This window comes from Nocardia sp. GP40 (assembly GCF_050434125.1).
In the GTDB taxonomy this organism is placed as follows: domain Bacteria; phylum Actinomycetota; class Actinomycetes; order Mycobacteriales; family Mycobacteriaceae; genus Nocardia; species Nocardia albiluteola.
Genome location: NZ_JBNPVW010000015.1, coordinates 135708 through 151631, shown reverse-complemented (window position 1 = coordinate 151631; position 15924 = coordinate 135708). Strand labels below are relative to the sequence as shown.

13 protein-coding genes and 1 pseudogene are annotated in these 15924 nt (G+C 67.9%); 8 read left to right on the top strand and 6 right to left on the bottom strand.

The features are described from left to right. Positions 1-2: 2 nt before the first annotated feature. Positions 3-194: pseudogene (locus tag ABH933_RS35690) on the top strand (transposase); the annotation flags it as partial. Between the two features lie 481 nt (positions 195-675). Beyond that, entirely contained in the window at positions 676-1446 is a 771-nt protein-coding gene (locus tag ABH933_RS35685; RefSeq protein WP_429424244.1) for a transposase, read from the top strand. 227 nt (positions 1447-1673) lie between these two features. Here ABH933_RS35685 and ABH933_RS35680 read toward each other — a convergent pair whose 3' ends face one another. The 3 genes from ABH933_RS35680 to ABH933_RS35670 all read right to left on the bottom strand — a co-directional run bounded on the left by ABH933_RS35680 (position 1674) and on the right by ABH933_RS35670 (position 4901). Further along, complete coding sequence (locus ABH933_RS35680; protein WP_429455218.1) at positions 1674-2756, bottom strand: DUF1152 domain-containing protein; 1083 nt, start codon at positions 2754-2756, stop codon at positions 1674-1676. Between the two features lie 56 nt (positions 2757-2812). Beyond that, positions 2813-4078 carry a DUF475 domain-containing protein gene (locus ABH933_RS35675; protein WP_429424248.1) on the bottom strand — a complete coding sequence of 422 codons (1266 nt, stop codon included), beginning with the start codon at positions 4076-4078 and terminating at the stop codon, positions 2813-2815. A 244-nt stretch (positions 4079-4322) separates the two neighbouring features. Then, on the bottom strand, positions 4323-4901 hold the full coding sequence (locus tag ABH933_RS35670) for a TetR/AcrR family transcriptional regulator (RefSeq protein WP_429424250.1): 579 nt from the start codon (positions 4899-4901) through the stop codon (positions 4323-4325). Positions 4902-4939: 38 nt separating this feature from the next. Here ABH933_RS35670 and ABH933_RS35665 point away from each other — a divergent pair, with 38 nt between their 5' ends. Further along, the gene (locus tag ABH933_RS35665; protein WP_429424252.1) at positions 4940-5587 is read left to right on the top strand and encodes a nitroreductase/quinone reductase family protein; all 648 of its coding nucleotides are present in this window, start codon (positions 4940-4942) and stop codon (positions 5585-5587) included. 86 nt (positions 5588-5673) lie between these two features. Here ABH933_RS35665 and ABH933_RS35660 read toward each other — a convergent pair whose 3' ends face one another. The 3 genes from ABH933_RS35660 to ABH933_RS35650 all read right to left on the bottom strand — a co-directional run bounded on the left by ABH933_RS35660 (position 5674) and on the right by ABH933_RS35650 (position 8867). Then, complete coding sequence (locus tag ABH933_RS35660; RefSeq protein WP_429424254.1) at positions 5674-7287, bottom strand: DUF885 domain-containing protein; 1614 nt, start codon at positions 7285-7287, stop codon at positions 5674-5676. Between the two features lie 277 nt (positions 7288-7564). Next, positions 7565-8137 carry a hypothetical protein gene (locus ABH933_RS35655; RefSeq protein ID WP_429424256.1) on the bottom strand — a complete coding sequence of 191 codons (573 nt, stop codon included), beginning with the start codon at positions 8135-8137 and terminating at the stop codon, positions 7565-7567. 184 nt (positions 8138-8321) lie between these two features. Beyond that, complete coding sequence (locus tag ABH933_RS35650) at positions 8322-8867, bottom strand: TerD family protein (protein WP_429424258.1); 546 nt, start codon at positions 8865-8867, stop codon at positions 8322-8324. A gap of 277 nt (positions 8868-9144) precedes the next feature. Here ABH933_RS35650 and ABH933_RS35645 point away from each other — a divergent pair, with 277 nt between their 5' ends. The 5 genes from ABH933_RS35645 to ABH933_RS35625 all read left to right on the top strand — a co-directional run bounded on the left by ABH933_RS35645 (position 9145) and on the right by ABH933_RS35625 (position 15921). Next, positions 9145-11946 carry an AAA family ATPase gene (locus ABH933_RS35645; protein WP_429424260.1) on the top strand — a complete coding sequence of 934 codons (2802 nt, stop codon included), beginning with the start codon at positions 9145-9147 and terminating at the stop codon, positions 11944-11946. A gap of 212 nt (positions 11947-12158) precedes the next feature. Then, positions 12159-12656, top strand: coding sequence for a hypothetical protein (locus tag ABH933_RS35640; protein ID WP_429424262.1), 498 nt, complete (start codon positions 12159-12161; stop codon positions 12654-12656). A gap of 45 nt (positions 12657-12701) precedes the next feature. Beyond that, positions 12702-13604, top strand: a complete 903-nt coding sequence (locus ABH933_RS35635) for an ROK family protein (protein ID WP_429424264.1) — start codon at positions 12702-12704, stop codon at positions 13602-13604. 92 nt (positions 13605-13696) lie between these two features. Next, the gene (locus tag ABH933_RS35630) at positions 13697-14902 is read left to right on the top strand and encodes a GAF domain-containing protein (RefSeq protein WP_429424266.1); all 1206 of its coding nucleotides are present in this window, start codon (positions 13697-13699) and stop codon (positions 14900-14902) included. Between the two features lie 74 nt (positions 14903-14976). Beyond that, positions 14977-15921, top strand: coding sequence for a conjugal transfer protein (locus tag ABH933_RS35625; RefSeq protein ID WP_429424268.1), 945 nt, complete (start codon positions 14977-14979; stop codon positions 15919-15921). Positions 15922-15924: the final 3 nt, after the last annotated feature.

Sequence of the window (15924 nt, the reverse complement as noted above, 5' to 3'; positions counted from 1 at the left end):
AGATGTTCGCGGACCTGTTCACTGATGTCGGGCGTCGGTCAGTGCCGCCGTCCATTGTGGCGGTGGTGATGGTGCTGCAGCGGATCGAGGGGCTCTCGGATCGGGAAGCGAGCGAGCGCTTTGCTTTCGACGCCCGCTGGAAGTATGCGGCCGGTGGCCTGGATTTCGATTATCCGGGGTTCGTGCACACGGTCTTGGTGGACATGCGGGCCCGGCTGGCACGTTCGGAACAGCCCCACCGCGTCTTCGACGCGGTGCTGGATGTTGCGCGGCAGGCGGGGTTGGTGGGTCGGCGGCGGGTGCTGGACTCGACTCCGTTGTATGACGCGGTGGCCACGATGGACACCATCACCCTGGTCCGGTCGGCGGTCCGTGGCTTGCTCGCCGTTGCCGATGCGGAGCTGGTAGTGGCGTTGCGGGCGCAGGTGAGCAGTGGTGACGACTACGCCACCGCGGCCAAACCGATGATCGATTGGGACGACGAGACCGCTCGTGAGGAGTTGATCGATTTCCGTGCCCGCGACGCGATGGCGATGCTGGCGGTGCTGGACGGGTGTGAGCTCGGCGAGCGAACCAGCAGGGCCGCGCAATTGCTGGCCACGGTCGTGGGGCAGGACATCACCCGAGACGACGACGGGATCTTCCGGATCGTGCGTGGCACCGCCACTGACCGGGGTGATCTCCACTGTCGATCCCGAGACCCGCCACGGGCACAAGACCTCCGCGCGCGGGTTCGACGGCTACAAGGCCCACATCGCCCTGGACCCCGACAGCGAGATCATCACCGCCACCACCGTCACACCCGGAAATGCCGGCGACGCCGATCCCGCCGCACGGTTGCTCGCCGACATCCTGCCCGCCGAAGCCGAAGCCGAAGCCGCGGCGGTCTACGGTGATTCCGCCTATGGTGCCGGAGAGTTGTTGAAAATGTTGGACGACAACGGGATTCGAAATCAGATCAAGGTGCAACCGTCGCCGTCGGTGAAGGGGCATTTCTCCAAAGACCGCTTCATCATCGACCTGGACCAGGCCACCGCGACCTGCCCGGCCGACGTCGTGGCACCCATCGCCGCACGCAGCGGCCGTCACACCGGCATCGCCCACTTCGCTGACGCCTGCACCCTCTGCCCGCTGCGCGGACAGTGCACCAGCGCAGCCGGTGGCCGCACGATCACCATCGGAGCTCACGAGAAATACCTCGTCACCGGCCGCGAGCGTCAGCACGACCCGGTCTGGAAGGCCGACTATCGAGCCACCCGCCCCAAAGTGGAACGCAAGATCGGGCACTTGATGCGCCGCCGCCACGGCGGTCGCCGCGCCCGCATGCGCGGCCGGGACAAGATCGGCGCCGACTTCGGCCTGCTCGCCGCCGCGGTCAACCTGGCCCGCCTGGCAGTCCTCGGGCTCACCCACACCACTGGCACATGGGCCATCGCCACCACATGAAGACCCGCAACGGCCCCGAACGGGAACCGGGCCACCAAATCGTCACCGACGCAACCGGAAACAACTCTCAGCCGCTACGCTCATCCACCGACCGAAGACCCTTGTGTGGGTCCGGCGATCTCGCCGGACCCACACAACGGATTATTCGACACCACTCACCTAGGTTCTGTCGCGAGGTGTTGAGGGCTGGCCTGTGGCCTGCCCTCAACTGTGTCGCAGCAATCTGGTCAGACCTCGTACAACGGCGGCCGGAAATGGGTCGGCCGATGCTCGGTGAGCAACTCCCGCAATACGTCCGTCGCAGCTGGCGCGATCGCCGATACCAACTCGGCCACGCGTCGCACTGTGAGGGCGCCGACTCCTCGTTCCCGCGCATGAGTTGCATATCGGTCGATGACTTCCAACGTCTCTTGGTTCGGCATGCGAACCTCGGCCAGGCCGCCGGCCGCCCGGCGCCGCTCGACGTCCAGCTCGCTGCGACCGTCACGACGTTCACGAAGCAGACGTTCCGCAGCATCCAAACTTGTTGTCCTCATCAGCGATGCAGCCAACGACGCATCGACAAGTCGCCGCGCGTCTACCTCGTAGACGGCGCTCGCGCCGCTGGTGAGTTCGACGGCTGCGTTACGTTGACATTCCACCGTGCCCCGCCATCCGCTGGCAGCCGCCGCGATGAGTGCATTGGCCTCGCTGGGATGCCACGCCCAGATGCTTTCGAAGGGGGCGGCATGCCGTGGCATGAGTTCGATGAGCTGCGTGGCTCGCAGCTTTTCGAGCCGCCCATCGGCTTCTGCCGCCGAAAGCTCGCCGTCCATACCGATACCGGCAACTATCACGCGAGTAGCGATCCCGGTCTGCACGGCGGCAGCCAGAGCGAGCGAATCCGCCAGCGGGGTGCGCAGGCTCGCCTCGCGACCTTCGCCGAGGATGTCTCCTCCCGCATCCACCACGACGAGCTCCTCAGCATTGAATGCTGCCGCCGCGCGGCTGATGAGTTCGGCCATGCCGGTGGCGCCGCCCGTGGGCTCCAGCAGGAGCAGCGGCTGTGAGATACAACCGGCCAACCGCGGCAGCGTGGATTGCCCTATTCGAAGCGCGGCAGTCTGCGGGATCTCGGCGACACCATCGTGATCGATCAACCCGTCGGAGTCGGCACCTTCTCGCGGCCCGGGCGTGGGGTCGATCATGAACCGATCCCAAGACCATGACATAACCGCACCTACACCCAATTCCGGCATGGCAGAGGCGAGCATCGAGGCGGTAACAGCGTCGCCTCCTCCTCCGGCTGCAATTGCTATCGCGGTATGCATCATGGGATCACTGACACCTGTTCGCTTACGTAGGCACGCAAGCGGGGCGGCTGCCGCTAGTCTGTGGCCTCGCGCAGCGATTTTCCCGTCTCGCGCAGCGAGTTCGGGGTGCCGCGGAGGATGTAGGCATCTCCGCGTAGGAGGTTCGGTGCGTGGTTTAGCGGGCTTGGTGGGTCGGCCAATTGCAGGGCCGCGTCGTCGCCGTCCTGGGGGATGTCCGCGTCGGGGGTCGGGTCGTCGTTCAGGTAGTCCTGGGGGTGGGCGCTGTGCCTGCGCTGGCGCCGGTTGTAGGCGATGCTGCTGACGAAGGCGGCCGCGATGATGGCGACGCCGACGAGGCCGGTGCCGATCTCGTTGATGGGGTGGCCGGTGGACCACAGCAGGAGCACCGCGAGGGTGCCGATTGCCCAGTGCGCCCCGTGCTCGAGATAGATGTAGTCGGCCAGGGTGCCCTTGCGGACCAGGTAGACGGTGATCGAGCGGACGAACATGGCACCGATCAGGCCGAGGCCCAGGGCGATGATGATCGGGTCGGCGGTGATGGCGAACGAGCCGATCACGCCGTCGAACGAGAAGGAGGCATCCAGCACCTCCAGGTAGAGGAACCCGAAGAAGGCCGCGCGCCCGGTGGCCATCGCGACCCGGGACGGCCCGGCGGAGTGCTCGTGCTCGAAATGCGCGCCCAGCCCGTCGACCAGGAGATATGTGACGATGCCCAGTGCTCCGGCGACCATCACCACATCGGCCTTCTCGTCGGGGGCCACCGCGCCCGCGACGACGACCAGCACGATCAGCGACACCACGACCGGGAACATGGTGAACCGGCCGAGCCGCGCCAGCGGGCGCTCGATCCAGCCCAGCCAGGTGGTCTCGCGCTCGGCGCAGACGAAGTTGAGGAACAGCAGCAGCAGGAACATGCCGCCGAACGTGGCGATCTTGGGATTCGCGTCGTTCAGCAGGGCCTCGTAGCTGGGCTGCCCGTCCGGGAACGACAATGCGCCGTTGCTCGGTGGGTGCAGGGCCAGACTCAGCGCCTGCATCGGCCCCAGATGGGCGCTGATCGCGACCACGATCAGCGGGAACAGCAGCCGCATCCCGAAGACCGCGATCAGCACGCCGACCGAGAGGAACATGCGCTGCCAGAATCGGCTCATCCGTTCCAGCACACCGGCATTGACCACAGCATTGTCGAAAGACAGTGATACTTCGAGTATGCCGAGTACCGCAGCCAGCACCATGGCCTGCGGGCCACCGTAGAGTAGCGCAACCACCAGCGCCACCGCCGTAACGAAGAACGACGGAGCAAATACTCGCACAAACATGACGCGCCTTTCGTCAGCCCTGCCTGAGCCCGCGGCGTGCTCTCCGACGGATTACGGCACCGTCGTGGTGATCGAAACCCTCCAGTAGATTCTGACAGCCGCGTGGCACACACGACAATCGTTACGGGGTGCAAGTCGAAAAGATGCAGGTGCAGCGGGTGCGAGTGACCAAGGTCATGGAGTGTCGAGCCGCGGCGTCCACGAGTCGGCCGTGCTGGAGAGGGCGATTCGCCTCGGCCTACGGCTATTCCCCGCGCTGTTCGGCCAGCACCATCCGCACCTGAGTCGTCAAGGCCCGCACCAGGTCCGCGCGGCTGTACTGCCCCCGCGCGCTGAGTGCGTCCAGGGTGAGGCCGTCGACCAAGGCCAGCAGGATTGTCGCGTGCACCTCGGGGAAGTCGATGCCGCCCGCGGCCAGCTGCGCGCCGAGCTCGGCCCGGATCTCCGCGAGGGTGCGGCGCTGAATCTCGGCGAGGGAGTCGTTCGTGGCCGCGCGGGCGGCGAACGCGAGCATCACGCGGGCCTCGCGTTCGCGCTCGTCGTCCAGCGGAAGTAGTTGCCGCAGCGCGCAGCTCAGGCGATCCTCGAGCGGGGCGTTGGGGTCGACCCCGGCCAGCCGCCCGCGCACGCGGTCGACGAGCTGGGCGAAGGCGAAGGTGTAGAGCTCGTCCTTCGTCGTGAAGTGGTGCTGCACCGCACCGATCGACACCCCCGCGGCCTGGGCCACTTCGCGAATGCTCGCCGCCTCGAGCCCCCGGCTGCCCGCGATATCGAAGACGGCATCGGTCAGCAACTCCGGACTCGTCGATCCGTATTTCCGCACATCGACAACCATACACTCGTATGGAACAATACGGTCGTATGGAAGCCCTTCCGGATACGGAAAGCCGCACGACATCCCGGTCCCGCGCCGTCGGCACCGGTTCCCTCGTCATGGCCGCACTCGTGTGGATCTGGTGGACACTGGATCCCACCGCCCCGCATTCACCTTTGCTGCCCGCAGTGGTGACCGTGCTGCTGGCCGTCAATATCCCGCTGACGGCGCGGTGGCCGGACCGCAAGCGGGCTGCAGTCGCGGCCTTCCAGCGTCTGTTGCTGAACCCGGCCGTGCGGTTGATGTTCCGAGTCGGCTTCGTGCCCTTCGGATATGCGTTGATCGAGACGGTCGGCCGGCGCACCGGCCGCCGCTATCGCACCCCGGTCGGCAACGGCCTGACCGGAAACACCTTCTGGATCATCGCCGAACACGGCTACCGCGCGGGATACGTGGCCAATCTCGTTGCCGAGCCATCGGTTCGGGTGAAGTTCCGGCGCGGTGTGCGCTTCGTCTGGCATACGGGCCGCGCCACGGTCCTGCCCGACGACCCGCCCCTGCGCAGGCAGCGCGAGCTGTCCCGCCTACATCCGCTGCGCCTGCTCAACGCCATGGTGGTGCGCACGCTCGGCACGGACCTGCTCGTCATCCGCATCGACCTCGATACCGAAACAGGCAGGGGGACAGCCGAATAGCTCTGCAATCCGGACGGGCGCTCCGTCGGCCGACCCGCGGCGCGCTGGATCGGCGGCGGTGAACACGGTGCGAGAGGGGAGCGCTCTCAGCCCACCTCGAGCAGCGCCGCCAAGTGGCGCGGGGACGGGGAGCCGTGGGCGAGCATGGCATCGTGCCACTGCCGCAACGGCATCCCGGCCGGACGGGCGGCGGCGACCGCGGAAACCTCGCTGTAGCCGACGAAATAGGTCGATAGCTGGGTGGAGCTCAGCTGGGCGCGGCGCCACTTGCCCGCGGCCTCGCCCTCCTCCTGGAATCCGCGGCGCAGCATCAGATCCATGGCCTGGTCCTGCGTCACGCCGTCGCAGTGCACGCCCTGATCCAGGATCGCGTTGATCGTCATGCGCAGATGCGATTTGAGCCGCTGCAGCCGCACCGGCAGGCCGCCGAAGCCGTGCTCGGACATCAGTTCCTCGGCGTAGACGGCCCAGCCCTCGATGAAGGTGCCACTGGCGCACAGCCCCCGCGCGGGCGTGGAGCCGCGGAATCGCCGGGCATGCGCGAGCTGCAGATAATGGCCCGGCATCGCCTCGTGCACGGTGAGATTGCGCATCATGTGGTTGTTGTACTCGCGATAGAACGAGGCCGACCGCTCGGCGCTCCAGTCCGCGGGCGTCGGCGCGATGGCGAAAAATGTTGGTAGATCCGCCGTTTCGAGCGGTCCGACGGAATCGCAGTAGGCGACGGCGACGCCGCGGGCGAACTCGGGCATCTCCTGCACGACCAGTGGGTCCTCGATCAGGGTTGCCAGATCATGCTCGGCCACATAGTCTTTCGCCTCCTGCAAGGCAGCGGTCGCGACGGCGACGACGGTGTGGTTGTCCGGATGATCGGCGGCGAGTGCATTCAGCGCAGCCCGCACGGTGTCGTCGTCCGGCGCGGCGACGCCGAGGAACTCACCTGCGGCCGAGCGTATTTCGTCCGAAACCCGCTCCAGGTGGGCATGTGCGCGATCCAGCACCTGAGCCGCGCCGAGCTCGGTGTCGAGGGTGTGCCACAGCTTGGCCTCCCAGAGCCGCCGGCCCAGGCGGGGATCGCGCTCGCAGCGGTCGAGCCGGTCGCCGAGCCAGCCGGTGAACTCCTCCAGTGCCGCCACCGCCGCGTCGGCGACCGGGGCGATCCGTGCGCCCGGCACCTGTGCGGCCAGCGCGGGCGCCTGGTCGCGGATCAATGCCGCGACCCCGCCGAACTGCCCGATCGCGGTCTCGACGTGGACGCGCGGGCACTCGCCCAGTGTGGTGCGCGCGGTGGCCAGCGCATCCGGCAGCGTCGTCAGCCGGGCGGCGAGGAGCTCCAGCCGGTCCGCGGGCGGGGCGAAGGGCCGCTCCACGAGGCCGTACAGCAGCGGTCCGGGGTTGTGCACCAGGGGATTCCACTCGTGCTCGCGCAGCTCCTCGATCGCGAACAGCCTGCCGTCGACCTCCTGCTGCAGCAGCGCGTGATCCACCCGATCCTGCGCGTCGAGCTCGTCGTCGTCGATCTCGGTCAGCGCATGCGAGGCCTCGCGCAGCATGGCGGCCTGCGCGCGCACAGCCTCGGCCGACAGATCCGGCAACCGGTCGTCGGCCCGATGGTCGCCGACGTAGTACGCGGTCACCGGGTCGGACGACAGGATCGCATCGATGATCCGCCCGGCCCGCTGCACAAAGCTCTCGGTCATGCGGGCGACGTTACCCGGTCGTCTCCCGGCCGCATCGGCATGCGATCCCGACGAAATCCCGACGAATCTGTCAGTAGTCGGGTCGACTGTGCGGGCACGAGTGCGTCGTGCCCGGGCGCGCGGCCCGGCGACGAATCGAGGGTCTCGGATCCACACGGCTCCACGGTGATCGGCCAGCAGGACCCACAGATTCGCGACGGAGCGCGCAGGACGTGCCCGGCGATCGGCGTGACTCTTGTGCGAACAGACCACGACGTGGAGTCGGGGTTGCGGCGGATCAGTACCAGTGGTGGAGCTGCCAGAACGCCCAGGCCCCGTCCGGACTGCCGTAGCGTTCGCACATGTAGTCGTACGCCCAGCGGATCTGAGTGGCCGCGTTGTACCGCCAGTCCAGGCCGTAGCCGGCCATCTTCTCCGGCGGCAGGGCCTGGCCGAGGCCGTACGCGCCGGTCTTCGGGTTGACCGCCACCACGTTCCAGCTGCTCTCGTGTGTGATGACCTGGTCGAACGAGGGGAACTCGCCGGTCGGAACGATCATCAGGGCCACCGCCCGGGGCGTGATGCTGGTGAGCGGCAGGATCAGGCCCAGTCCCATGCCGGTCAGATTCGGCCCGAGCCGGGCAGATCCGGTGGCGGAGCCGCTGGCGGATCCGCTGGCCGAGCCGCTGGCGGATCCGGTGGCCGCCGAGCCCGTCGCGGCGGTCGGCGTCACCTCGTCCGCGCACAGGACCGTGCAATCCGCCCGGGCCGGGGGTGTGGCGCAGAGTGTCAGGGCTGATATCGATAGTGCTGCGGTGCAGAGCAGTTCGGCGGTGAGTCGGGCGTGCCTGGACGGTCGCTGTATCGACATGTCGAGTCCTTCCACATCGACCGGCGAGGCCGGCACATTCGAATTGCGAAAGGGAGCTCGACACAGCAAATCACGAGCTCATAGCCGTTTCGGGCATGCGCGCACACTGTGTCCGCACCGTTACAAGATCGTTTGAAAACGCGCGGCGTGTCCGGCGCGGATCCGGCGCGGCGCCCGGCGGGGCTCAGGTCAGATAGCGCGTGAGGTGGGGCAGCGCCTCGATGGGGTGGCGGGCATCGATGCCGGCGCCGATCTCGCTGTACTGCCAGCCGGAGCTCGTGCGCAGGAGCAGACCCATGATCAGTCCGGTGTGCGGACCCCGCAGCAGCGTGTGCCGCGCGACCTCCGCGCCCGTGCGCGCATCGATCAGGCGGCAGAAGCCGTTGCGGACATCGTTGAAAGTCTGTCCCGTATAACAGGTTACGAGCAGTACCACGGCGGTGACCCGCTCCGGCAATCGGCTCAGCTCGATGGTGATCAGCTCGTCGTCGCTGCTGCCGTCGCCGGTGAGGTTGTCCCCGTGCAGGCGTACCGCGCCGTCGGCGGCGCTGAGCTGCTCGCTGTAGGCGACCTCGATCAGCTCGGTGTCCGCGAACAGCAGGGCCGCCGCGTTCAGATCGATGTCGTCCGGGCGCGCGCGGAACATCCTCCAGCGCGGGGGATCCCAGCCCAGCCCCATGGCCAGATAGTCGCGCGGCGCATCGCCCGCGGTAGGCAGTGGTATCGGCACCGTCTGCTCCCTTTCGTGGGAAGTCCCCGGTTGAGGAATCAATGTTGTTGCCCCACTCTAGGTGCCGGGCGCGAAACCCGGCCGGCGCGTATTTGGGCCTTTCGGTCGAGGCACTTGTGATTTCCGGACGCGGCATGTGTTGAAGCGGACACATGCCGTGTCATTTCGGACATATTCACGACTCCGTGCGGTACGCGGCTGTTCCCACCACTAAGGTTTCCCTGTAATGGACAGCCAGGGTCGGCTGTCTTAGTAAGTGGTGAACAGGTGGCCGCGGATGAGCTCGATATCCCCGACGTCGGCGCAAACGGACAACCCGAGTCTGGTGGGGCGCACGCCGGAGGTCCTACGGATCGCCGCCCAGATCGACAGAACCCTCTCGGGCCGAGGGGGATTCATCATCGTCGAGGGCGAGCCGGGGATCGGCAAGACGATGCTGATCGAACAGGCCGCCACCATGGCGACGGTGCGTGGGATGCGGGTGCTCCGGGGGGCGGCCGCGGAGCTCGAGGAACGAATTCCCTTCGCCGCCATGACTTCCTGCCTCGGGAAGCCGCCACCGGGGAGCGCCGAACCGCCCGAGGCCGAACCGGCGGCCGTCCACGCCGTCGTCGAGATGCTGAGCCGATGGTGCGCCGATGGACCGGTCGTGTTGCTGCTGGACGATATTCAGTGGGCCGACGACGCGAGTCTGTCCGTCCTGCGCCGCCTCGGGGAACTCGTCGATGCGTTGCCGCTCATGGTCATGGTGACGGTGCGGCCGTTCCCGGTCCGCGAGGGGTTGCCCCGGCTGCTGGAGGAATTCGAGGCCCGGGGCGCGCAGCGATTCGTCCTGGACCGCTTGACGGATGCCGAGGTGGGGTTGCTGATCGAGCGCTCGATCGGAGCGCCGCCCCCGGCGGAGCTGGCGGCGGTGGCGGCCGAGGCCGGTGGTAATCCGCTGTACGTCATCGAGTTGGTGACCGGATTGCTGGCGTCCGGCGCGCTCACCGTCGACCGCGCCGACGATCGGGCGGCATCGGCGCGGCTCAGTGCCGCCGGTGCGACCGAATTGCCGGCGCGCCTGATCGAGACGGTGACCCAGCGGCTGGACGGGCTGCCGGAATCGGCCGCGCACGTGCTCGCGGTCGCGGCGGCGCTGATTCCGCAGGTCGAAACCGCCGACCTGGCCCTGGTTCTCGGCACCTCGCCCGCCGAGGTGCTGACCGCGGTGCGCGCCGCGCAGCAAGCCGGGCTGCTGACACACCAGGACGGTGAGCTGACCTTCCGGTACGGCATCGTGCGCCGGGTGTTCGGCAGAACCGTGTCGTCCTCGGTCCGGACCGCATTGCTGCGCCACACGGCGACCCAGCTCATCGCGCGCAGTGCGTCGGTCGTCCGGATCGCGCGGTATGTGTACGCCGATCTCGGGCCGCCGAGTCAGTGGATGATCGACTGGCTCGTGTCCTCGGCCTCGGCCCTGATCGCTCTCGAGCCCGCCCTGGCGGCGGACCTGATCGGCCGGTCCGTCACCGCGCCCAGCGTTGCGATGGCGGATCGAGATCGGCTGCGGCCGCACCTGATTCGAGCACTAATGCGAAGCGGGCGATCGGACGCGGCGGCGCTCATGCTCGCAACGGCACAGGCGGAGGCGGGAAGTCGCGCGGTCGACGACGAGTTGCAGACGCTCGCGATCCAGCTCAACTGTGTGCGGGGCCGGTGGGACCTGGTGCTCGAAGATATCCGAGAGGCCCTGGCGCGCAACGAGTTGCCGCCCGAGGTCATGCGCGGGTATCGCTGCCTGGCCGCTGCCGCGCTGTTCTATCTGGGGCGGTACGACGATGCCCGCCGAGAGGCCGAGCGCGTCATGGAACTCGGTGCGGCAGCACAGGATTACCTGACCGTGCGCAGCGGCAAGCTGGTGCTGGGCATGCTGTACTACGCCGAAGGGCAGGTCGATCTGGCGCTTCGGGAGAGCGAGCAGCTCATCGAGGCGGCCGACAGCGGCTTTGCGGTTCCGGAGCAGTGGGATATGCACGTCGACGCGCAACTCCTGCGGGCCTTCAGCCTGGTCGACGCGGATCGGCTGGCCGAGGCCGACGCGGCGTTCGAGAATGTCGTGCTGCGTGCCGGGCGAAGCTACGGCGTGTACCAGGCGATCAGTCTGCTGACGCAGGCTCGCGTGCACTTCCTCGCGGGACGCTGGGACGCCGCATTGGATACCGCTCAGGAATGTCTGAAGGTCCCGGATTCTCGCGGTCTGGACGTGTCCGCGCGTGGCCTGATCGCCGTCATCGCGATCATGCGCGGTGCGGCCCCGGCCGATGTCGTCACGGACGAGATTAGCGAGAAGACGGGAGTCCGAGGATATCAGCAGTATCGAGCCTGGGCGATCGCCTTCGAACACGAGTCCCGCGGAGATCTGCACGAGGCGCTGCGCGTGCTGATGGACGCTCTCGACACGGCCGCCGCCGACCCCACGTCCGTGACGCTGTCCGACCTGTATCCCAGCGTGGCGCGGTTGGCCATGCAGACCGGCGATGCGCAGGCCGCCGCGACGATTGCCGCCCGGGCGGAGAAGATGGTCGCCATCCAGCCCACGACCGGCAGGCAGGCTGTAGCCTGGCTGTGCCGGGGGCTGGCGGAGGGCTGCGCCGATCTGGTGGAGCAGTCGGTCGAAGCCTTCACCGCGGCGGGCCGCCCGGCGTATGCCGCCGAGGCGCAGGAATGCCTCGCGGTCATGCTGATCGGTGCCGACCGCAAGGACGAGGCGAAGGCGGCCGGGAGTGCGGCCCTCGAGCGCTTCGCGGCCGTGGGCGCCCAATGGTCGGTCGCCCGGGCGCAGGCGCGGATGCGCGCCAGTGGGCTGCGGCCCGGTCGCCGCGGGCCGCGTCGGCGGCCCAAGAGCGGCTGGGAGGCGCTGACCGTCACCGAGCAGCGGGTGGCTGTTCAGGTGGCGGAGGGATGCAGCAATGCCGAGATCGCCGAGCAGATGTTCCTGTCGCGGCGGACGGTGCAGACCCACGTATCGAGCATCCTGTCGAAACTGGGCCTGCATTCGCGCGTGCACGTGGCGGTGGCCTATGCGCAGCGATCGTGATGGCCGGGCGATGAGCCTGACATCGCGTCAATGTTGATGGAACGTTAGGTAACGGGACGATACTTTATGACTCATATGTCGACTCTTAGATCAACGTGCCGTTACATGGCGGCACAACCCCTTGATCCTTACGGGATCCTGAGCTAGCGTTCGAGTACAGCGAATTCGCTGCATTCCGGGGACTGTTGAGCAGCCCTGATGACGTCCGACCAATGGGCACGCACATGTTCGGCGTGGCCTCGGCATTCCCGGAGACGGCTATGAACATCTTCACCACCCCCGCATCGATCGCGGGATCGCATGTACCGGCCCATCATTCGGCCACGCCCACCTCTGCGCACCGGCGTCCGCCGTGCGCCGAGGTGCCCAACGACTGGGACCTCGATGTGGGCACCCCCGACTCGTGGCGCACGGCCGTGATGACCTGCCAGCGCTGCCCCCTGTTCGCGCAGTGCGAGGACATGGCGAAGGGCCTGATCGAGCGTGGTCTGGGCCCGCGCGCGATGATCTGGGCCGGGGTGGCCTACGACGGCGCCGGCCGGGTCGTGGAGAACCTCGATCGGCACCGCGTCGCCGCTCTCGATCACAAGCGCCCGTTGCGGATCATCCGCAATGGGGAGCGCCCGCAGACCTCGGAGTCCGCGCCGGCGGTGCCGCGGCGGCGGCTGGTGCTCGGGCGGCGCGTGCGGCCGACGGCGGCTGCGGTCTGAGTCGCGTCGGTTGAATTCGAAAATTGTTGTGACGGTGGATATTCGATGACAGTGCTGGCGTTGGAGATCGGTCCTGCGGGGCTGGTGGCGAGCCGGGTGGAGGACGGTGTCGACGACGACGACATCCGGCGCGTCCCCGTAACGGACCGAACCTCTTGGGAGACATGCCGGGACCTGCTGTACGAGGTTGCCCAGGGCGCCGATGTCTCCGCCGTGGGTATCGGCTCCGTGGGGCCGGTGGATATGGCCGCGGGAGTGGTCGCGCCGTCCGGAATTGCGCAGTGGCGTGCGGGATTCGGCATCGTCGATGCGGCTCGCAAGGCATTTCCGGGCGCCGAGGTGAACCTGGCGGTGGACGGTGTCTGTGTGGCGCAGGCGGAGCGGGCCTTCGGTGCGACACGTGGTGTGATGGATGCGGTGTCGCTCTCGGTGTCGGGACATATCGCCGGCGGCGTCATGATGGGCGGGTACGTGGCCGTGGGGCGCACCGGAAACGGCGGGCACATAGGCCATCTGCTCGTCCCGGGCTTCGATGAACGCTGCGCGTGTGGGGGCCACGGCTGCCTCGAGGCGGTCGCGAGCGGGTCCGCCATGCTCGGCTGGGCGCGGGCGCACGGTTGGGGTGGAACCACGTTGACCGAGCTGATCGCGGCCGCGGACCTCGGCGAGGAGGCCGCGGCCGCTGCGGCCGGCCGTGCGGGTGTCGCGCTGGGGCGAGCCATAGCGTCGGTGGCCGCGCTGCTGGACATCGATCTGGTTGTGCTGGGCGGCGCCGTGGCCGAATGCGGTCCGGCACTGTGGAAGCCGCTGGGTGAAGCTGTCGCCGAACATGCCCGCCTGAGCTATCTTCCCGGGCTGCGGGTGGTGCCCTCGCCGTTGGGTGAGCTCGGTGTGCTCGCGGGTGCTGGCGTGCTAGCCCTGGCCGGGTCGTCGGCCGTCAGCAAATGACCGAATTGAATGTGCCGTTGTTTAACGGTACATTGAATGGGTCATGTGAATCTCGTCGGATCGTCGGATCCGACCGGACGGCTGAGAGTGCGATGCGTAGCGGCGCAGTGACCCCCTGGGTGACCCTCGAGACCCTGGCACCGAATACCCTCTCGGTCGCCTCGGTCGGGGAGGCGCCACGCGAATTCGCCGCCTGGGAGCGGGTGGTGCAGCGGCTGCTCGGGAAGATGCCCGCGGTATACGACGGCATGTCCACCCAGCAGATCGCCGAGGCGATCGGGGCGGTGCGCGATCGCGCGCACGCCCTCGATCGCCGGATTCGCACCAACTCGGGGCCCTACCTGCTGCGGCTGCGACCGGTGTTCGGCCCGGCCGGTGATGTGCATGCGATTCAGCTGTGGTTGGGGCCCGACACTGGGTCCGCGCCCGAGCCGCCTGTCGCGGTGGGCGCGGTGTGGGATCTGGACGCGCAGACCGTGCGGCTGCCCAGCGGTGCCGCGGCGCTGCCCGGCATGTCGCCGCAGGAATACGTTCCGGGCATGTCGATTGCGGAGATCTTCCACCGCATGAGTGCCTTCGATCTGCACGCCGAGGTGCTCGATCTGCTCTACGAGCCGAAGCCCGGCGACAAGATGCAGTTCGATGTCACCGTTCCCGCCAGGTCGGGGCCCACCGGACGCTGGCGGGTCACCATCCGCGCGCGCGACGACCGGTCCACCCGGGGCGCCTGGTGGTTGATCGAGGACGTGTCCGCGGGCAGGCCCGCCGTGCGCTGGCCGACGCTGGAGAATGTCGGCCTGCGCGAGGCGCATCGCCGGGCCGGCAACCATCTGGCCGTCCTGCAGCTCGAATACACCAGCATCTCGCACTGGCTGACCGATCCCGCGCCCTGGATCCGCTGGGATTACCTGTTCCGCGCGGTCGACGTGTTCCACTCGGACGACCGCGGTGCTCTTGCCGGGCTCGGCGATCAGCTGCGCACCGGCGGCACCGCCGGTATGACGCTTCGTGTCCTCAATTACAGCGGTGGATACACCCCGACCTCGGTGCTGCTGTATCCCTATCCCGGATATTCCGCGCGGCAGCTGGCCATTGCGCAACTGGTGCGCGTGGCCGACGGCCAGCCGATGCTGGAAGCGCGCCGGAGCGGGCCGTCGGCACCCGTCGGATACGACGATCAACTGCGGTGCCGGCTGAGTCGCGCCGCCGGTCGGCTCGCCGATCTCCCCAATAATGGGAACAGTGGAGTAATGGACGACACGTCATTCTCCTTACCATTTATAGAGTGCGGACTCTGACGACTCGGACGACTGATTCCGGCGATGAATTACTTCGCCGAATGGTTGTACGACGACGTCGGGATAATGCTCTCATGGCCGTGCTCGCGGTCCTTGCCGTGCTGGGTGGGGTAAATGCCGTCGCCGGCTTTTTCTCCACGCCGCCGAAGGGGCCGTCGGACGACTCCACCACGCTGCTCATCGGGCACGCCCAACTGGCCGGGTCGTTCGCCCGGGATTTCGTGGTGGCCTACGTGGGCGCGTCGTCGGGGCAGCAGGGGCAGTTGGATCGGTACGTCAGCACCGGCCAGCAGATCACGCTCCCGTCCGCCGGGCTGCGGGTGACCGATCCCGCGGTTGTGCATATCGCGCGGGACAGATCCGTTGGGAACCTGGATATCTGGGCCGTGACGGTGTCGGTGCGCGTCGGCGCCGCGACCGTCGGCGCCGCCACCCCGACGGCGTCGGGCGATCGGCAGTACTACCGCGTCGCGGTGTCCGAATCCGAGGGTTCGCTGCGGGCATTGTCGCTGCCCGCAGTGGTCCAGCCGCCCGCGAAAGGCTCGGACCTGGCACTCGGATATACCGGATCCTGCACCACCGACACACCGCTCGCCAAGGTCTCCTCCGAATTTCTCACCGCATTCCTGACCGGCGCCGGGGATATCACCCGTTATGTCAGCCTGAATTCCGGGATTGCGGCATTACAGCCCGCACCATTTTCGTCGCTGGATACGGTCTCGGTGCAATCCGATGACCGTGGTTGCGGGACGGGCGGATCTGCCGCACGGGTGCAGATTCTGGTGAATCCCAAATCGGCCGCCGGCGCGGCGCCGACGCTCGCGTATTCGCTGAGCATGGTGCTCACCGCGGGGCAATGGCAGGTGCAGACGATTGATCCGCTGCCGCAATTGCGCACACCCGTGGCCGTGATCGGCGCGCAGCAGCCAGGCTCCGGCCCGGGAACGGCTCCGACGACCGCCGCAACCACCACATCCTCGGCACCGACGGCACAGATCCCGCCGGCGACACAGAACTGACCG